Origin of the sequence: Legionella cherrii (genome assembly GCF_900635815.1) — a bacterium.
GTDB classification, from domain to species: Bacteria; Pseudomonadota; Gammaproteobacteria; order Legionellales; family Legionellaceae; genus Legionella; species Legionella cherrii.
The window spans coordinates 1,687,078-1,707,162 of the sequence record NZ_LR134173.1 but is presented as its reverse complement, the minus strand read 5'-3'; the positions used below and the strand labels follow the sequence as shown (position 1 = coordinate 1,707,162).

Here is a 20,085-nt window from a genome sequence, read left to right as displayed (position 1 = left end):
CCCATGAGGAAAAAGGATGATACGATACCTAAACCTAAGCTACGCATCGACTTAATTCGTTTTTTTCAAATTTAAAGTGTGTACTGAAAAATAATCATCTGCCTGATACATATGATCTGCATCAATACCCACGCGCAGTGCTTCAACCAAATCAGCTTGATGCTGGCTAATCACACGAATCTCAGAAGCCGGAGTATCTTTAAGTTGTTTAGTCACCAAATAATTCAGTAGTGACATGGTTGAACCAGGATTCATCGCTTGGGTTTCATCTTGTGTTTTAAACAGCTGGTAACGATAGGACAAACAAAGAAAAATGCCTGGTGCAATTTCAACTGGGGTTTTATCTTCTTTAATACTGACATCAACATCCCGATAAAAATTGAGGGATGGGTATTCTTTTCGCAACATATTAAGAATCTGTAACACATGCAATTCATTGGTATTGGCTATGAAATAAATAGGGTCCGTTTTAGGCTGAGACGCCGATCCATGTGAGGCTCCCTGTACTATTAAATCACTTCGTTCTGCTTCACGAATTAATGCAGGAAGATAATCAGCTTTTGTTTCATCCCAACCAATTTGCGAATTCCAAGCATTTTCCAAGAGCATCATTGCAAAAGTTTTAGAATACAACTGCTTACTCATCAGCTGCTCCAGTTCACCCAACTCAGGAGTGGCCTCTTTAAGAAAAGAAAAAATGTGCAGTAACCGCTCGAGAAATTGCTCGGTGCTGAGCATCCCTAACCGATAAGGCTGAATTAATTTAGAATCATTCCTACCCAATTGATACATAAGCCAGGCATAGTTTGTCCATGATTGAAAAAAACTCGAACACGAACTGAAACAACCGGTCGAATAGTGATCGCAAAGCTCTTCAAAGGACCGAACACAGGTATTTATTGGTTTTAAAGCATGTATGGAAGATAAATTAACAATGAGCGGCATGGTTACAGTCCCTGTTATTTTTTTGCGCGATTCTATCTCAAATGATGGGGCGTTTCAAATTGAGACCATCCCTGATTCCGAACCAACATTTGTTCATCTACTTAAACCCCATAAACTCTTTTTGATAATTATGATAAAATTACTTTTTTCCAAACTTTCTTGTTGATACATGCAGCAAAATACGATTCATCTGCGTCAATTAAATCAGCTCGATGAAGCTCATTTTCTCCTGACCATGCAAAAAAGCCATGATTTTCACTACCCTTTTGTCAGCGCACCACAAACCCATGAAGAGTTTCAAAGTTATTTACAAAAATCCTTGCAAGAAGATCGCCGGTGTTATTTGGCATTAAATCAAAACGAAGACATAATTGGCGTGTTTAACATCAGTGAGATCGTGCGAAGCGTGTTTCAAAGCGCCTATTTGGGTTATTTTGCATCGGTAACCTATGCGGGCCAAGGTTTAATGAGCCAGGCATTAAAATTGGTTTTAGAAGAAATTTTTTTAAACTTAAAGCTCCACCGGATCGAAGCAAACATCCAACCCACCAATGCTTCATCCATACATTTAGTCACCCAAAATGGGTTTCTCAAAGAAGGATTTTCACCAAGATACTTGAAAATAAATGGTATATGGTGTGATCATTTTCGTTTTGCATTAACACATGAAGACTGGTTAGCGAATCTATAGAGCGATTCCTGAATTGTAGCCTGGGTGTTTGCAACTGTATTTTCGACCGATTACCAAACTCTCGCCAATAATTGCCTATATCCAGTAATGACTTGATCTGCAGTTAAAAATTGATGGCGATCATAGCTGGTCATCAGACCAATTACCTGCATCCCTGCTGCTTTGGCGGCCTTTACTCCATAGGGTGTGTCTTCGATAACCAAGCATCGTCCAGGAACAACATCTAAACGTTGAGCAGTTAATAAATATCCTTCGGGTGAAGGTTTTCCGGCCTGCACATCCTCAGCGGTAACAATCGTATCAAAATATGCATGCAATTTTCCTTGTCTTACTCTGGAAAGTACTGTGGTTATCTCACCCCGACTGGAACCACTACAAATAGCAAGTTTTTTTACCTTAGGGGCAATTTTAAAGAGGAACTGGTCAAAGTCTACAATCAGTGGTAATGGGTCACACCTATTAATAATGTTCGTATAAGCTTGTGTTTTTTGCTGAATCAAGCGTTGAATTTCTACCTTGGAAAAATTTAGTCCCTTATTGCGAAGTAACTTAGGGAACATATCCTTGTCGGATAAACCCAGGTAATGTTCCATATACTCAGGGTAACTAATTGTTATTCCTAATGGCTTAAGTACCTGACAATATGCGTCATAATGAATGGGCTCACTGTCTAAAATAACCCCATCAAAATCAAAAATAATTGCATCAAACATGGTTTTCAAGTTTACGTTTATCAAGTCAGAATCTATTGAAACACTTTAGCATTTATTGCATTAAAACGTAAATCTCATCGAACCAAGACATCCCTTTTTAAATATCTAATACTCACTAGCAAATGAGGTATCTCTCTCCGTGGTGAATAAAAATTAATTACTTGTACTGATCAGAGGGCTTCGTTCATAACGTTCAATTTCTTTTTCTGGGTCTAGTCTTTCTTCTACCCGTGCCGGATTCTCCAGCGCTCGTTTTTCAAAGGTCCCACTTTCGCGTATAACAGGGGTCCCAAGTTGAGACATCGCCGTTGGTGCATCGGGAATAGTTTTTTCTTCAGATGAGGAGGCATAATCAGAGTCGACTGATTTTTTTTGCAGGGGTATAGCCGCCCTACCGGTATATTTCCCTTCTATTTTTCCAGTTTTTTGATTAATGACCAAAACATAAGGAGGGGTATACAATGAAGTCTTTTCGTTGATTTTTGTCTTATAAACTCTGCGCGTTTCTCCATAGTCAAAAGCAGAATCCATAGCAAAAACATCTTGAAAAAAAGCTCTGAAATTCTTTCCATGCCCAAACAACCAGCAATCTCGTTGAGCCACACCATTAATCAACGCTTTAGTTTCGCTTATTTTGTCACCATGGTATTTTAGGTCCTGGCAAACATCGGGTTTATCGCCATCAGAGAGAATCTTATTTTTGCCATGCTTCTCTATTTTTTCTGCAGCACTCTTTCTTTTCTCATAAAGCGGGCTAAAGTCCTCATCACTATGTGTCCAGATGCACAGTTTTAAAAGAAGCTTTTTAAACGGAGAGGTCCAAAAAGAAAGCTGATCATATAACTCCTGCATATCCGCTATCGAACGAACATCAAAGCCAGAGGGTGAAACACTGTTTTCTGTTAAAAAAGGCAAAACCTTTATGTCTGCATTATTAATTTCTTGAGGAATTACTAAACCAGCAGTTTGCATGGCTCGATTCATTGGCGAGACAGCAATTAATGGAGGGTGTTCTTGCGAGGAGTAACATAATAAAGCACCACTGAACTGATTGGTTGTGGCCATGTTTTTTTCAGCCTCTTCTGAAATCGCTGCATTAGGACTTAAGCCCAGTTTCTTTTGTCCCAACATATCGCATTCTCCATGACGACTGAATAAGACTTGGGCTGTAATTTCCATTCCGCGGGTATCAAGATACAGTCTATCTGTTTCGTGGATTTGGGCTAATATTTGACTGGATTGTGCACCCTGCGAGTCATTTAATTGTATGATGAGCTTCTTAATTTCTTTTAAATAAAGCTTTTCCAGAGATAAAAAGAGTGCTTCAGGGGGTACGTATTGATTCGATTCAGACTGAACGGACTCCGCTTTAATCCTTTTTACTGTCTCAGCAAACGACATGCACCATCCCACAAAATAACCAATATTAACACTTATTGTACAATAAAACACTCGCTTTGATAAGCCTCTTTTTATAATATTGAGAGCGTGCATTGCTCTGCATTCAAAAGCACTTCTTTACCAAGAGGTAATACACAGCGCCTGGGAAAATGTCCATAAGGAAAATTTTTAATACAAGGGACTTTGAGTCGTAACGCCCACTCCTCAATCACGTCATCTACCGTTCCATCTCGTTTGGGAAAATATTTTGCAGTACAACGCGCAAATTGACCAAAAATAACCCCTGCAACCTGTGTAAAGACCCCAGCTAAATCCAATTGGGAGAGGCGACTGTCTACTTGATAAGGTTCCGCCTCCACATCCTCCAGTAGTAAAATACAGTGCTTTACTTCCGGTTGAAAAGGTGTCCCCATCAATGAAGTCCAAGCCTCTAAATTCCCACCCACCAACCGCCCTTTAACCATTCCAGGCTGCATGGTTTGTCCTTTTTTGATTTGAAATGCCTCATTTTTTAGGCATGCCCAAAGAGTCTGCTCAATTAAAGAGTCAAGTTTACCTGCTGCCAAATCACCAAATACAAAACCAGAACAAGAAACCAATCCCGTTTTCTTGTATAAAGCAGCTTGTAAGGCCGTAGTATCACTAAATCCACTTAAATGCTTGGGTCGAGATTGGATGAGTTCATAATCAAGAAGAGGGACTATTCGCTGTGATCCATAACCTCCGCCCATAGCCATAATCATTTTGACTTCATCATCGATAAAAAAATCCATAATGTCTTTAGCCCGATACTCATCCTCACCAGCTAAAAACCGATCGACAGCATGCACATGTTGGCCTAACTTCACCTGAAAACCTTTTTGCTCCAGATAGGAAATACCCACTTCCAGCAAATCAGGAATCATGGGACTTGATGGCGTAACCAGCCCAATGGTATCTCCAGGTTTTATGGGTTCAGGGTACAGATAGCGCATCCTCATTCTCCAAATAGGCTGAGTATTTTTTACAAAATATAACATCGCAATGTCACTCTGAATACCGCTCAGCAAACCTGATGCTCTCCATAAAGTGCGAGGATTTGCTTCAATGCTCTATTTACTCATATTATCTTTCATCCCAGCGCAGCAGGATTCCCTCCTGGTAGACCGCTCCGCTAAGACAGGATAATGAACGAATTGCTCCTCTGAACTTGACAAAGTAAGAAGATGAACCAGACTTTAAGAACTATAAATGGAATTTGGTGTTATGAAAAAACATCCCTATTCTCTAGCAGAGGTTTATCATCTTTTAGAGCCTGAACCAGCCGTATTGGTCTCAACCGCTCTTGAGGCAATGAAGATTATCATGACCATGTCATGGCACCCGATGGTGGAATGTGCCCCTCCCATTATTGGCTGTGTGATGAGTGAAAATAATTATTCTTTTCATACGTTAAAAACAACCCAAGAATGGGTCATCAACATTCCTGCAATGAGTTTAATAGAGCAAGTGGAAGCCTGTGGCAACACTTCTGGATCAGAAATCGATCAATTTAAAGCATTTCATCTCACACCATCAACAGCATCACAAATAAATGCGCCCTTGGTAGATGAATGTTTTGCTCCTCTTGAATGCAAGATTATCGATAAGCAATTGGTGAAAAAATATAATTTCTTTATTCTTGAAGTGGTAAAGGCGGGGATGACGCAAACAGAAGAACATCGACCCACCATTCATCATCTGGGAAAAGGAGTTTTTATGATTGCAGGAAAAACAATCAAAACAAACTCCAAAATGAAATAGTAGCAACGAAAATATATGATTCGTGACCCAATGGATTATGAAGTGTAAATGGAGGAAACTATGGCTACTTCAAAAAATAAAGAAGTAAAACCTCTAATGAGTGAAATTGAAGCAATTTATAAGCGTCGTGCCGTACGTAATTACACCGCAGACAAACTAGACAAAGCCGTCATTAATTCATTGCTTGATGCTGCAGTTCAAGCGCCAACGGCCATGCATGAAGAGCCGTGGTCGTTTGTTGTCATTCAAGACCAGGATACCCTAAATCAGTTATCCAACAGCGTGAAAGCATTGATTTATACTGAAGCCCATAATTATCCCAAAATACAAATGAGGCATCTGCAAGAACTCGTGAATAATCCTGATTTTCATGCATTTTACAATGCAACTACGCTGATTGTTATTTATAGCAAATACCACGGCCCTTTTGTGGCCGCCGATTGTTGGTTGGCTGCTGAAAACTTAATGCTGACTGCCTGTGCCCAAGGACTAGGCACCTGTGTTATTGGTCTTGCCGTTTCAGCGCTCAATACTCCTGAATGGAAAACAAAACTAAATCTTTCCTCTGATATCACAGCAATTGCGCCAATTATAGTAGGTATTCCAGCAAGTGTCCCCCCGGTGGTACCTCGTAAATCACCAGAAATTCTAGCGTGGAGATAAACTGGCCCTATACTCTAAATCACCAAGCAATCACCATTATAAGATTCCTTTATCGGTCAGCAGATCATGTGTTGCTTTTTGATAAGTGTTTAAAAAATTATCTTGAACCACTACAGCCATATTATCAATCGCTTGTACCGTTTCTTCTCTCTTAATAATCCCCATTTTGAATTTCCAATTCTTGGGTAAAGTAAGCTTTGAACCCAGCTCAGCAAGGGATTGCTGCGTTTGAGGTATTTTTTGAACACTAAAGGATTGCATCACAAATACATTACCTTGGGGATCGATGAGCTCATAAACAGGTTTGCCAGCATCATAGATCCAAGTTGTTTTACGGGCTACTTTTCGTTGTTCATAAGCAGGTTTTACTAATAAGTCCTTTAAACTGATATGAATTACGCCAGCCTCTCGCATGGCCAGTCCATTAAATTTCTTAATCTTGGTACTCACTAGCTCGGAATTCTGCATTCCATCAATCATCCAATAGCGAGGACCATTAAGATGGACATGGGGAGAACCCACTTCTTTTTTCACGTCCTCAAGGGTTATTTTATCCCAGAGTTCTGGTGGGCAATGATTGAGCCCTATTGTATTGTAAACAGCATAGTCCATCAGATTTTTACTGTAAATAATCTCGCAATAACGTTGCCCGCGAAGATGAGTTATTTGTGCCGCAGAGGAAAAAGACGGAATAATCGATAAAGCCAAGGATACAGCAATAAAAGTGTGTGCATAACCTCTACGCCACATGGTTACCTCCTGTATGTTTTATTTATTGGGAAGATCTTGCAAAAAATAATACATAAGAAATGGATTAAAATACAGTTAAACTGTTTTGGAGCAATCTAAAAACAGGCGATTTGTTCAAGTTATTGCACCTATTTTTCATGCATCCTCTTTATCAGCTAGCCAGGCGCACGACTCGTACGACTACTGTGCTCCATGATTGTTTCATATGCTTTTGTAGTTTGTTTGTCCCTTAGTGCTTTTCTAAAGAAATTAGCTGAGCTTGCATTTGTAGCAATCTCATTTATTTTTATCATCGCCGTGGCAGCTTCTCGGGGATCTGTCATGCCGAATTTAGCTTGTTCATAAATTTTAAAAATATGGGGGGGAACTATTTTAGCTTTACCATCCACTTCGATTTCTTTTCCTGTCAAGGGTCCTAATTTTACCTTCCACTTCGTATCTTCAATTAGCGTCTTTATCTCGCTAAGTGCAACAACAGCATTTGCATTTTTAATAACTAGTTTTGGGTCGTGATCATATGCTTTTTCAAATTCTTTAAAAGTTGCCATATTCTGAGCATTGTATTTTTCCCAAAGTTCATCTTTTAATGGTTTCTGTTCCGGCTCTGAAGCTAGTCTGCTAATCCCCCCTTTTACTTCTTCTGCATATTTTCTATAAATCTCTATAATTCTGATCTCTATTGTTGATGGCGGCTTTTGATGCAATTTCCTCTTTTCAGCGATTGGCTCCTCTTCCTTCCTTAGGGTAGGGGGAGATGGGGGTTGTTTTTCATTTTTCTTCTGATGCTCAGGGGATATCTCTGGTTGCTGAGCTATAGGTTGTTCTTTTTTTGCCGATTTTATGCTTTCATTAATTTGTTCGTATTGGCTAAGTATTTTCTTATACGAGCTTTCTGCCAATTCGGTGAGCCGTTGGAGTTCTCGTTTATTTTTCTCACTTTGATTGCGTTCATATTGGGTATTTTTAAATGAATCCACCATTTCTTCAAGGCTATTTAACACTGTTCTAACGAATAATAATTGGGTCTCGCTTAAATTTTCTTGTTTTAGCATCTCAAATTTTTCCCTTGCATCTGCAATGTGTTTCCCTAGATTTTCTTGTGCATCTGCTCGTTGCTTTTCAAATGCCAGATAATCTTGTACAAATAAATTATCCTCAGCACAGGATTTGCTATGGCGTGTGACTTTGTCCAACTTACCCTGATCAAGTGCGCTTTTTCTGACTTCACCTAAAGCAGACCGAAGTTGATTTAACTGTTCAACCTGAATGTCTTCTTCTTTTATTTGAGTCAAGATCGTATCTGCTGTCTTAATTGCAGTAGCTAATGTTCCATGTTTCATGGCAAGCATATTGATTCCAGATTCTGCAGGAAATGCATTGATCCTATCAAGTGGTAAAACCTCACTTAAGTCTTCTCTCTCTTTTTTAGGAAGGCTGTTAAAAACAGATCTTGCTAAATTGCGATCAATATTTTCAAGGACATATTTTTGAACATCCACCGGCTTGCCTGTAATTTCACCGGTAATGGCTTGGCGTACCGTATCAATAGACTTAGTTACTGCCTCAATCTGATGTTTTTGCTCTAGGGCTAATGCTTTTTTTGCCTCTAATTCATCTTTAAGTGCTAAATATCGTTGAAAATTTTTGACTTCATGTTCGAGATTGGTCAAGTCGGTATGTGCCTTTCCAAGAATCGAGCGCTGCTCTACTATAATGTCTCCTTTCGGAATTTTTGACCACTCACCGGATAAAGTAACAGGATCCGATGCAGCTTGGACCGCATTCTCTAAACCAGATTCAAACTGCACATTTAAGCTGATATTTTTTAGTCGTTTCAATAGGTTTTTTTCCATGGTAAAAGGCATTTTTTGTTTTGTATCGGTATAAGCCATGTCACCATAATGCTTTTTATATTCATCGACACAATGTTGGCTGGCCTTTTGTAACTGTGCCTCAATAGCATCTACTTTACGGGATGAAATACCTGTACTGCATTTTTTTAATAATTCATTAGTAAATGTGACTACTTCCTTGAGAGAATCCTTAGCAAATTTGTTATAAGTGTCTTCAATAGGATTGACTTTGCCATATTCATCAATTTTTGCTATTCCTGCAAAACTTTCATTGAATTCATTTATCTTTTCTTTACGTTTCTCGACATTGTCTTTTGTTTCATCAAGGATTTGTTTGTAGTAATCTATTGCCGCATTATAAAGTGCAGCAAGCATTACTTGTTTGGTAAACTCGATGGTATTTTCATAATTGGCATATCGGGAATATTTATCACTAACATGTTCCTCAAAAGAATTTTTTGCTGCAGATAATTCGACTCTTAAAGCGGATATTTTATTTTCAAGTGACCTTCGTGTTTCTTGTAATTCTTTTCTTGATGCATGAAGATTGTCTTGTGAAAATGAGGCAACACGTGGGTCTTGACTAATGGCCTCATTGAGTGCAAATTCTCTCTTTTTTAATTTACTTAATTGTTGCTCTAAGCCTTCAATTGCTTGTTCAATGATTACTATTTGGTTATGAGTAGGTTCCAATAAGCTCTTTGTTCCATAAGATGCATTCATTTTTTTGACTGCATCTTCCAGATAGACATCCTCTTTTTTTATCATTTTTATAGCTGCTGGAAACGCAACGGCGTCAGGAAATTTTCTCGGCCCTTTTGCAAGAAAATCTTCTTTTTCTTGAGCAAGATCTCGTTCTTTTTTATTCTTGGCTGCTCTCTCTTTATCCCTTTGCATCAAATTAGAGATAGCTTCGGGAATAACAGGAAGCTTCCAGGTTTGCTGTTCTTCAAGTTCTCCATAAGTACTTTTAACTTTACACTGGGCAGCTGTATATTTCTGTTCGAGTGCTGATTCAAGAATTGATTTACCAAGAGATGTGTTGGGTTCGACAGGCGGTATGTTATGACGGAGTATCCCATCAGATACGGTATAGTCTACTTGAAAAGCACCCTCTTTTTTTCCTGAAATTAAAACATGGGTCCGTAATTCCTGTTGCCCATCGTATAACTTTAATTCTCCACTATTTATCTGTTGGGCTACAATGGATTGGGCAATGGATTCGAGTTCTTTAGTTGGATCCACTGGTTTATCACGTTCATCAAGAAATTCAAATGGATTATCATCAAAAGTAACCGTCACATTAACAACGATTGGAAGACTTACAAATTTACCAGGCCGTTCAATAGAAACTACAACCGATTTCATGCTATTAGCCCTATTTTTATACATATATTTCAATTATAGTACCATAAGGGCAAAAAAAACCATTTAACTCTAAAAAGCTACATGCGCAATAAGAAAAATCGAGTCAACCGTTTTTTAAGGCAGAACATTCCACTTTTGAACAAACTTCCACGCGGTTTACTCATTGATTGATATGGAACATTAATTGTTCAAGGTCGATTAGGAGGGCTACTATGTTTTTCAATTGCGTCATATGCCTCCTTAGTTTGCTCATCTCTTTTTCTTAAAAATTCAAATTTAACCGAATGAGATTTTGCTCTTGTCGCAATTGCATTTATTGCTTCCATAGCCTTATCAGCCTGTTGAGGATTATCTCTACCTTCTATGGCTTTTTTATAAATTTCATAAATATGATTGGGAACAGGTGTTTCTTTGCCTTCGATATTAATTTTTGATTTACTTCCCAAAAATCCTGTCTTCCATTCAGTCTTTTCAATTAACTTAATTATTTTGTCAAGTGCAGCAACCGCTTTTTCTTCTTTAATGTCACTTTCTTTATCTTTAAGATATTTTGCTTTAAACTCTTCAAGATTCCCTTCTGCATTTTTCTCTTTGAAAAGTTCCTGCCATTGCGAAGGTTCTTTTTTAGATAAGTTATCAGTCTCCTTTTTAACTTCTTCAAAATATTCATTATAAATTTGCATAATTTGGTCCTTTATCGTCTTAGGCGTGCTAGGAGACAGTACCCCCTTGTTAGGCGTTGGTGGGGTTTCATTTTGATCCTTCGATACATTATCGGTTGGTGGTGTTACAATTTCTTCCTTCGGTTCTTCGGCTAGGCGTGTTTCTAATATCACTGCCTGCTCAACTGTTTGCGCTCCTTGTGCCAATTTTATCCGTTCATTAATTTGTTCGTATTCGCTAAGTATGTTCATATACGAGCGTGTGGCCAATTCAGTCAGGCGTTGTAATTCTTCTTTATTTTTCTCAGATTGATCGCGTTGATACTCCATTTCCTTAAAAGAGGACTCTATATTAATAAGCGATTGTCGTTTGCTCTCAAATATCGTTAACCATTCCTTATTTGCTTGTTTTATCGATTCAAATTTTTCCTCAACGTCTTTAATTTGTTCCGCGAGTCTTTTCTTTGCAGTGGTTAATTGCTGTTGAAATATTAAGCCATCCACTGCTAAATCGTTCTGGGTATAGGTGTGGCTCTGCTCTAGGACTTTCTCCAAGTTACTCGCGTCAAGCTGGCTTTCATTAACTTTATCTAATGCAGACCGAAGTTGATTTAACTGTTCAACCTGGATATCTTTTTCTTTTATTTGATTTAAGTTCTTACGTGCTGTTGCAATTTCATTAGCTAATACAGCATATTTTTCGGCAAAAAGTTCGATCTCTGATTTTTCAGGGATTTTAGTTAACTCAGGTAACACTGTAATCAAAAACTTTTTATTCGCTTCAGGCAGTTCATTAACAACAGATTTCGCTAATTGTGGATTAATATTCTGCAGTACGTATTTTTGAACGTCTACAGGCTGGTCTTTAATTTGGGTTATAATGGAATCGCGCGCCTTGTTAAAGGACTCGGTTACTTTATCGAGCTGTATTTTTTGCTTTGAGGCTAATTCTTCTTTTGCTTCTAATTCAGCTTTAAGTGCTGTATATCGCTGAAAATTTCTAACTTTTTGCTCTAGTTCAGTTAATTGAGTTTGTGCTTTTTTAAGCTGAGACTGTGAGTCTTCTATAGCCTTTTTATCTGGAATTTTTGACTCCTCTGCTTTTAATTGCTTAGGATCTGATGCAGATTGGATAGGCTTGTCCCAATCGGTGTCAAATTTTGTATTTATGTTAATCTTTTGCAGCGTCCCAAAAATAGGGAAAGATTTTTCCATTATAAACGGAGTCGTTTGTGTTTGATCCTTATAAATAAGGTTATTAAAATGTTTCGAATATTGAATTTCACAATGGACTTTAGCCTCTATTAACCGTGTTTCAATGAATTTAGGTTCGGTAACTTTTATTACCTCGTTAGCCAGTGCCACTACTTCTGAAAGCGTTGTATCTGCGAAAGATTTATAAGTCTCTTCAATGGGATTGACCTTGCCATAATCATCAACGATTGCAATCCCCCCAAAGTGCTTATTGAAAGCTTCGACCTTTTTTTTACGAGTTTCTGGTTGTCCTTTTGTGTCTTTAAGGAGTTCTTTGTAATTATCAAGTGCTGCATTATAAAGTGCGGTAAGCATCACTTGTTTGGTGAACTCTTGCCCATTTTCAAATTTTTCATACAGGGCATAGTTATTTTTAACATGGTTCTCAAAAGAGCTTTTTGCTCTGGATAAATCTGCACGTAAAGTGGATAGTTTATTTTCAAGCAATTTTCGTGTTTCTTCTAATTCACTTTTTGATGTTTGTAGATGAGTTTGCGCAAATGACGCTACTGTACCCTCGCTCATAGCGTCTTTTAATGAAGCCTCTTTCTTTTTTAATTCAGTTAATTCTATTTCCAATGTCTTAATTTCTTCTTCAACAGCTCCTATTTGCTTAAGAATTGGATTTAATTGGCTTTCATTTCCGTAAAGCGCACTCAATTTTTCAACTGCATTTTTCAAGTCGATATCTTTTTCTGCTGTTGTTTTTCTGGGCACTGGAAATACTGCAGGGTTAGGAATTTCGCTGGGCCCATTTGCGAGAAAATCTTTTTTTTGTTTGGCAAGGTCTCTTTCCTTTTTAGCTATGGCTGCTCTTTTTTTGTCTTCTTGAAGCATCTTAAGGTGTGTTTCAGGAATTTGGGACAGGCTCAATTTTTGCAGAGTGGGAATCTCTCCATAAGTATTGGTCAACTCTACCTTTCCTACTTTGTCTGTAAGTAATACCTCCAAACTTGTTGGTGTTTCAAGAACAGATATTCCGAAAGGAGTAGTATATCTCACTTGTAATCCACCCTCTTTTTTTTCTGAAATTAAAACATGTGTTCGTAGTTCTTGATTCTTGATATCGGGGTCTAAATTTATCTCGTGCCCAATTATTTTATTTGCGACAATGGATTGAGCAAGTAATATAAGTTGTTCTTTTTCTTCATCGGCATTTTTTGGTTTATTAGATTCATCAAGTAATTCAAATGGATCATCATCAAAAGTAACCGTGACATTAACTGTTGAATTAGCTCGTTTAATACCAATTACCACTTTTTTCATATTTAATCCTGATTTATACACCTTTTACTAGTATAGTACGGGTTAGATAACTTATTTTACTTATTGTTCAAAGCTTCATCTTATACTGTAAAGATAAGATAATTCGTGTGCTATGCTAAATCCACCATGTTTGCAAAAACTTCATAAGGTTACTCTTTGATTTTTATGAAAAAGTCATTTTTTTATATTGTTCTTCTTGAAGAAATCGGACATAATTTTATTAATGTCACAATTCCTGTGCTGTAGGCATCAAAGTAAAATTCTGCTGGGTTCAGCGGAATAGTGAAGATCTAATATATTCTAAGGACAGATTCGGAAAGGGCGTTTTTATGCAATGGAAAGGAATACTGCATTCTTGCTTTAGCTTAGCAATCCTATTAGTCGCATCATCAGCCCTGGCTTACGATGAACCGGTTGTGAATCTGGGTTATACCAGTTTCTATGATGGAAGTCCGCCTTCAGGACCCGGTTTTTACTTCCAGGATTATTTTCAATACTACACGTCCAACCGTTTTAACGACAAAAATGGCAATGAATTGCCTCTGCCCCGCACCGATCTTGACGTTGTTGCGAATGTGACCCAATTTATTTATGTGTCTACAAAAAAAATTTTCGGTGCTAACTTAGGTTTATCCACACTCCTACCCTGGGTAGTCAATGCCAAGGTACGAGATGGATTGGACAACACCGTATTAAAAGCTGAGAGTGGTCCAGGTGATTTGTGGATCGGCCCTGCACTGCAGTTTGATCCGATTATGCGCAAAGATGGAAGAGGGCCTTTATTTGTTATGCGTCTAGACCTGGACGTGATTATGCCCATTGGACGATACAGCAGCATCAACGCGATTAATCCCAGCAGCCATTTTTGGTCTTTAAATCCTTACTGGGCTTTTACCTTTTGGATGACACCTAAATGGTCCACTTCCGCACGACTGCATTATCTGTGGAATGGTGTGAATCATAGCCCCAATGTGTCCTTTGGTCCCAATGTCCATTCCACTCAGGCAGGACAAGCTGTTTTTGGGGACATTGCGGTGGGTTATGCACTCATCGAGAAGCTTACTGTGGGCGTAAATGGCTACTTTTTCAATCAAATTACCGACACCCTAGTTAATGGTGTTGGGGTTCCTGGCCGCAAGGAAAGTGTGTGGGCGATTGGCCCAGGAATGGTATACAGTCTGACCAAAAATCACTTTGTCTTTTTAAATGTGTATTCTGAGCAAGATGCTAGAAATCGAGCTCAAGGCACTAACGGGATACTGCGTTTTGTGGCTCATTTTTAAGCTGGATATCCCTCCACCTGGTATCTCAATAACGAAAACCTGACGAGGATTCATTTCTACTCCTGCAGAACTTCATGAATCTTCTATCCCCGCATTGTTGAGAATATTTTTAATGCGTCAACACTCCCATGAAATTGTTGATTTATCTGAAGCAGCGGTGCGTTTAATCGCTCTTTATTGATTTTGTTGGTTTACTTTATATAATCCCTCGCATTCATTCAATTTCTTAGAAGGGATTACATTGAACGTTGCTATTATTGGAGGTTCTATAGCAGGTTGTGCCTTGGCCTTATTATTGAAAGATCAGTTTGAAGTCACGGTTTTTGAGCGAGCACATGATTTAAAGTCTCGCGGAGCAGGGATTACACTTTCTATTGAATTATTAAATCATTTAATTGCCCAAAATCTTATTGATCAAGACACATTAGCCCATACATTGACGATGCGTAGTTTTTATTGCAAAACAGCGAATGAACCAGTTCATGGGAAATTTTTATGGCAACAGGGAATTTCCATGGCCAGTTTGCATTGGGACACTTTATTTATCAACTTCAGAAAAAGGATCCCTGATTCGATCTATCGTCAAGGAGTTAAAGTCATCGGGGTACAACTTGATGAACTGGGTGGCCAAATTACTTTGGCGTCTGGTGAAACAGAACGCTTTGATTTGATTGTATTTGCTGATGGTGTACAATCTATAGGCAGAACGTTGATCACCAATACACTGCCAGAATATTCAGGTTATGTAGCATGGCGAGGGACCGTAGAGTTTGAGCGGCTAAAAAATAAAAACTTTTTCAACGATCAAGCACGATACTATTGTTTTGATAAGGGTCACTTATTAACTTATCCGGTATATCACCATCAAACCAATAAATTAAACTGGGTATTTTATGAAAAATTAACGCATAAAGACCTGGAAAATTTAGGTTCAACCACTTTAAATGACTTTTCTATACAAGCGAAACACCATCTACATCAATTAGCCCGAGACCAATTGCCTGAGATTGCAGCACAAGTTATTTTCGATACCCCTAGTCCTTTTATGCAAAAAATTGTGGATGTCTGTGTCAATCGCCTTATCACCCAAAGAGCACTTTTATTGGGTGATGCAAGTGCGGTGTTACGGCCTCATGTGGGAAATGGTGCTTCCTTAGCGATTCAGGATGCACTGAGTCTTAGTGAACACCTTAAGCAATCCGAAGATTTCCAACAAGCAATTTCTGCATGGGAAAAAGATTCTCTCCCCAAACGCCTGGCTATGTATGCGTTATCAAAACGAATGGCGGATGCTTTAGTATTGCACCCTGTTCCATGGCAAGAAATGAACGCAGCTCAAATGAACGTGTGGTGGGAGCAAATCATCCTAGGGGAAAAATGGTATACAACTTCCACCCAAAAGGCTTAGGCACATTTTTTCCCTCAACCCTACCCCTCTCCCGGAACGGGAGAGAGGATATTTTTTTGCCCCCAATTTCCCTTCTCCTCTGGGGAGAAGGTGCCCGTTAGGGCGGATGAGGGCCGATATGTTCAATTGGCTAAACCTTATCAGAATCAGCACTTTCTGAATTCCACTGGCTCCATGTTCCTTGATATCCTTTTAAGAACTGTTGTGCAAACTGATAAAAACGAGAGAGGAAAGTAATTCTTTGCTCGTAATAAGGGGTTAGGAAAGGATCGCCCCGATGCACTTCAGACAAATTATAATAGGGAGGTATTGAGGCGTGTCGTGCAATAATTTCTTCAAAACTTACTTTATCTGCATTTTTTAACATGTCAAACATTACAAAAAAAGTCGAGGTCCTCCCCTTTCCTCCGCGACAATGTAGATGAAACCAGGTATCTTTAGAAGCATTTTTTATTATTTCCAAAAACGTATCAACCTCTGAATCAGATGGTGCAGCATGATCAGTAACATATAAACGGCGATAATCAAAACCTAATCGAGAAACCAAATCCGCTTCATTTTTTACTACTTTAACAGGAATGGTTTTGCCGCTGGAGTATTCCTTAGCTGCAAACTGTTGTGAGGATAAAACGCCATTTATCTTTTTCTGAGCTCTTAATGACTTTAGCCAATCTTCTTGATCTGTAAGGCTTTGGGCGTTACTTTTTCCTCGATTTATCCAATCGTACTCACTCACTAAGGTAATCGCTCTTCCATTAATATAACCATGGCTTTCCTGACGTAAATCCAGTACCAACACTTTTGTCCTCCCTTGCCTGGCAATATACTCAGAGATATCTTTCCACCCCTTTTCACTTGGCTCCTCACTACCAGAAATCGCTAAATCTCTAATACCTAGCGTGTTTCCCTGGTATGCGGCGGCGATCATGGAGGCATCACGAAACCATTTTAATGGAGAAAAGGAAAACTCACTATCTTCTACAATACAAGGATTATGGATACTGCCATCACATACCTTAGTTTCTGGTTGTGCGAAAGCCAATCCTTGAGTCAACGAAAAGGTGATAAAAGAAGCGATTAGGTGCTTCAGGCTCATCCATAACCTCCAATTAGGGAAACATAAATCCATTCTATGTTAATTTTTTTTCCTACTGCAAGAGGGGCCCCTGATATTCAGTGAAGTGTAATATCTTTTCTCCCTGGGGAAGAAGATGCCCTTTGGGCGGATTAGGTTATAGATTGTGGTTAATGAACCCTCACTCCTTCCCCTCTTCCACAAGTGGGCGAGGGGATTTTTCGTATATTTTATCCTTGTTGCTGGATGACCATCCATTTTTTATACAATCGTTGCCATGCTGCCTTACTTTCCGGGTTCACCCAGTCATAGCCAATAGAGTTCCAATCCTGATCCTCGGGATTAAAACCAAGATTGCGGATGTAGTCTGCATCACAAATAAAAAATTGATTTTTAAATGGCAATAAAAAGCCTCCTTGTGAGCGCTGATATATTTTAGCTTCCGCATAATGGGCAAACCAATGATTCAAAAATCCGCCACGAATAAAAGGCAATTGGCACTTCAAATCACTCCAGGATTTAAAACCCGTTCCCATTGCAATCACTGTAAGTGCATGTTTACGCTTCACATTCGCGTTTCTTAGTTCCTCAAGAGAAAAATTGCCAAACTCAGGCAAATTTTGAAAACGTTGAGCCGCTTTTTGAGCGATTGTGTGATTTGTAGAATACAACGATTTTAATAAAATAGACGCTTGAATTTTATACTCTTCAACGCGAAATGAAGTATGTGGTTTATTCATGTGAATCCCCTTTGCTCTCTGCCAGACACCCACTTTTCTAGCAACAAAAAGGTTAATGAATAATTATAAATCAATTAATAACCAGGGTGAGATCCTCTTTCGTGGGTATAGGCGTCCCATGAAGCCTATAGGAGATCTTAATCGATAAACGGATTCTTGTAAATATTTTGTTCATTAATTGAGAGGGAAGGACCACTGATACTTTTGTAATGGTGCAACCCGAAAAATTCGCACCATACATAATTACTATTTTCTTCGGACACGGTCATGGACACACATATATACGGAAATAACCCTTATTTTGTAGGAACACAATAAGAATTAATAAAATGCATTACACTGTGGGCGAAATGGGGACTCCATAAATCCTGATGTCCTTTATCGGAAAATTCAATCCATTTTTTAGGTTGATTGGCATGATTAAAGAGAACAACACCTTGCTCATAAGGCACAATTTGATCCAATTTCCCATGCAACATTAAAACAGGGGTATGAATTTTTTGAATACGTGATAAAGAATCATACTTATCCCTTAATGGCATGAATAACCAAGGATAATGAAATCGAGCCAGCGCGGTGAAAGACGTATAAGGAGACTGTAAAACCAGAGCACATACCGGAAATTCTGTTGCCATTTGTGTCGCAACCCCAGTTCCTAATGATTCGCCATAAAGCACGATATTCTCGGTCTCGATTCCCTGGTGCTGTAAAAACTTCATGGCTGCTCGACCATCCTGGTACAAACCGGATTCGGTTGGTTTTCCAGGATTGCCACCATATCCGCGGTATTCGAGCAATAACACGCCAAAACCTTCTGATAAAAATTGGCGAACCAAATACATACGATAACCAATATGACCTGCATTGCCATGGAAATAAAGTATCGTCGGTTTCTTATCCACAGAAGGTTTGTACCAAGAATTTAAAGTCAATCCATGGGCAACAGGAATTTCAATGAGTTGCATATCTTCTGCTTCAAAAGCGTTCCGATCAGGCTGCTCCGAGGATGGAAAATAAATGAAATAACGCTGTAATGAAAAAGACAATACGAAAATTAAAATAAAAATAAAGAGAATCAGTAGCAATTGTTTGAGCATCATCTTATTTCATCTTCATTGATTGAGTTTCACTGCAAAAAGGGATAATCAGTATATCCTTTTCCACTACCTCCATATAAAGTCGTGCGGTCCAATTCATTCAATGGTGCATTCCTTTTAAATCGCGCTACCAGATCAGGATTGGAAATAAAATACCGTCCAAAAGCAATGAGATCAGCGTAACCACTTGCAATCGCTTCAACTGCCATTTCTAAATTATACCCATTATTCACCATCCAGGGACCATCAAATGCTTTTCGTAATGCATGGAAATCAAAACCATAAAAGTCGCGTGGTCCTTGAGTTTCTCCTTCAATAACATGGACATAAGCCAAATTGAATCGGCTCAGCTCCTGGACAAGGGGAAAAAAAACGGCTCCAGGTGACGTATCGGTAACGCCATTGGCATGACTTACTGGTGCAATGCGTATTCCTGTTCGATGGGCACCAATTTCAGAAACAACCGCACTGGTCACCTCCAATGCAAAACGCAGTCGATTCGTAATCGAACCGCCATATTGGTCAGTCCGAAGATTGGTACCATCACACAAAAATTGATGAATGAGATATCCATTCGCAGCATGAATTTCAACCCCATCAAACCCAGCTAAAATTGCATTCCTTGCAGCAATTCGATAATCTTCGATAATACCTGGAATTTCACTTAGCTTTAATGCACGTGGTGCGCCAACCTCGACAAAGGTGCCATTTTCAATAAATGTGCGTTGTCCGGTTGCTGGAATAGCAGAAGGAGCAACGGGAGCAATACCTCCTGGTTGAAGAGAAGGATGTGAAATTCTTCCTACATGCCAAAGTTGCAAATAAATTGCCCCGCCACGTGCATGAACCGCATCCGTTACCAATTTCCATCCAGCAATTTGTTCCTGAGAATAGATTCCAGGCGTCCAAGCGTATCCTTTGCCAGTAGGAGAAATTTGTGTTGCCTCAGCAATGATTAAACCTGCGTCTGCACGTTGTGCATAGTAGGTGGCATTCAGTTCTGAAGGAGTATCAATTCCATGTATTGAACGATTTCGTGTGAGTGGAGCCATGACGATACGGTTTTTTACAGTAAGGTCTCTCAATTTAAATGGGGTAAACAGAATTTCGGAATTCGTAGTCATTATTGCCTCA

General features: G+C 38.9%; 16 protein-coding genes. 5 read left to right on the top strand and 11 right to left on the bottom strand.

The features are described 5' to 3' along the window. Positions 1-51: 51 nt before the first annotated feature. The gene (locus tag EL022_RS07350; RefSeq protein ID WP_028382317.1) at positions 52-945 is read right to left on the bottom strand and encodes a hypothetical protein; all 894 of its coding nucleotides are present in this window, start codon (positions 943-945) and stop codon (positions 52-54) included. Between the two features lie 169 nt (positions 946-1,114). Between EL022_RS07350 and EL022_RS07345 the strand changes: the two genes are divergently transcribed. Continuing rightward, on the top strand, positions 1,115-1,636 hold the full coding sequence (locus tag EL022_RS07345; protein WP_028382318.1) for a GNAT family N-acetyltransferase: 522 nt from the start codon (positions 1,115-1,117) through the stop codon (positions 1,634-1,636). 50 nt (positions 1,637-1,686) lie between these two features. Here the strand turns inward: EL022_RS07345 and EL022_RS07340 are convergent, their stop codons facing one another. The 3 genes from EL022_RS07340 to EL022_RS07330 form a co-directional block, all read right to left on the bottom strand. Beyond that, on the bottom strand, positions 1,687-2,349 hold the full coding sequence (locus EL022_RS07340) for an HAD family hydrolase (RefSeq protein WP_028382319.1): 663 nt from the start codon (positions 2,347-2,349) through the stop codon (positions 1,687-1,689). 153 nt (positions 2,350-2,502) lie between these two features. Then, positions 2,503-3,750: a histidine phosphatase family protein gene (locus EL022_RS07335; RefSeq protein ID WP_051544508.1), complete on the bottom strand. Its 1,248-nt coding sequence runs from the start codon at positions 3,748-3,750 to the stop codon at positions 2,503-2,505. Positions 3,751-3,821: 71 nt separating this feature from the next. Beyond that, positions 3,822-4,724 carry a S66 peptidase family protein gene (locus EL022_RS07330; RefSeq protein ID WP_028382320.1) on the bottom strand — a complete coding sequence of 301 codons (903 nt, stop codon included), beginning with the start codon at positions 4,722-4,724 and terminating at the stop codon, positions 3,822-3,824. 256 nt (positions 4,725-4,980) lie between these two features. On the opposite strand from EL022_RS07330, the gene EL022_RS07325 reads away from it, so the two are divergent. After that, on the top strand, positions 4,981-5,532 hold the full coding sequence (locus tag EL022_RS07325) for a flavin reductase family protein (protein ID WP_241972268.1): 552 nt from the start codon (positions 4,981-4,983) through the stop codon (positions 5,530-5,532). A gap of 60 nt (positions 5,533-5,592) precedes the next feature. Beyond that, on the top strand, positions 5,593-6,195 hold the full coding sequence (locus EL022_RS07320) for a nitroreductase family protein (RefSeq protein ID WP_028382322.1): 603 nt from the start codon (positions 5,593-5,595) through the stop codon (positions 6,193-6,195). A 36-nt stretch (positions 6,196-6,231) separates the two neighbouring features. Here the strand turns inward: EL022_RS07320 and EL022_RS07315 are convergent, their stop codons facing one another. From EL022_RS07315 to EL022_RS07305, 3 genes are all read right to left on the bottom strand, one after another. Beyond that, positions 6,232-6,945: a hypothetical protein gene (locus EL022_RS07315; protein WP_028382323.1), complete on the bottom strand. Its 714-nt coding sequence runs from the start codon at positions 6,943-6,945 to the stop codon at positions 6,232-6,234. 155 nt (positions 6,946-7,100) lie between these two features. Next, positions 7,101-10,166 (bottom strand): GumC domain-containing protein, encoded by a 3,066-nt coding sequence (locus EL022_RS07310; RefSeq protein WP_028382324.1) that lies wholly within the window; start codon positions 10,164-10,166, stop codon positions 7,101-7,103. A 188-nt stretch (positions 10,167-10,354) separates the two neighbouring features. Then, positions 10,355-13,348 carry a hypothetical protein gene (locus tag EL022_RS07305; RefSeq protein WP_028382325.1) on the bottom strand — a complete coding sequence of 998 codons (2,994 nt, stop codon included), beginning with the start codon at positions 13,346-13,348 and terminating at the stop codon, positions 10,355-10,357. A 329-nt stretch (positions 13,349-13,677) separates the two neighbouring features. Here EL022_RS07305 and EL022_RS07300 point away from each other — a divergent pair, with 329 nt between their 5' ends. Together EL022_RS07300 and EL022_RS07295 are read left to right on the top strand one after the other, a co-directional pair. Continuing rightward, positions 13,678-14,631 carry a SphA family protein gene (locus tag EL022_RS07300; protein WP_035901223.1) on the top strand — a complete coding sequence of 318 codons (954 nt, stop codon included), beginning with the start codon at positions 13,678-13,680 and terminating at the stop codon, positions 14,629-14,631. 241 nt (positions 14,632-14,872) lie between these two features. Continuing rightward, on the top strand, positions 14,873-16,039 hold the full coding sequence (locus EL022_RS07295) for an FAD-dependent monooxygenase (protein WP_028382327.1): 1,167 nt from the start codon (positions 14,873-14,875) through the stop codon (positions 16,037-16,039). Positions 16,040-16,169: 130 nt separating this feature from the next. Here the strand turns inward: EL022_RS07295 and EL022_RS07290 are convergent, their stop codons facing one another. The 4 genes from EL022_RS07290 to EL022_RS07275 all read right to left on the bottom strand — a co-directional run bounded on the left by EL022_RS07290 (position 16,170) and on the right by EL022_RS07275 (position 20,075). After that, complete coding sequence (locus tag EL022_RS07290; RefSeq protein ID WP_028382328.1) at positions 16,170-17,135, bottom strand: phosphatase domain-containing protein; 966 nt, start codon at positions 17,133-17,135, stop codon at positions 16,170-16,172. A gap of 209 nt (positions 17,136-17,344) precedes the next feature. After that, on the bottom strand, positions 17,345-17,854 hold the full coding sequence (locus tag EL022_RS07285) for a hypothetical protein (protein ID WP_028382329.1): 510 nt from the start codon (positions 17,852-17,854) through the stop codon (positions 17,345-17,347). Between the two features lie 296 nt (positions 17,855-18,150). Next, complete coding sequence (locus EL022_RS07280; protein ID WP_028382330.1) at positions 18,151-18,951, bottom strand: alpha/beta hydrolase; 801 nt, start codon at positions 18,949-18,951, stop codon at positions 18,151-18,153. Between the two features lie 29 nt (positions 18,952-18,980). Then, positions 18,981-20,075 carry an alkene reductase gene (locus EL022_RS07275; RefSeq protein WP_028382331.1) on the bottom strand — a complete coding sequence of 365 codons (1,095 nt, stop codon included), beginning with the start codon at positions 20,073-20,075 and terminating at the stop codon, positions 18,981-18,983. Between the last annotated feature and the right edge of the window lie 10 nt (positions 20,076-20,085).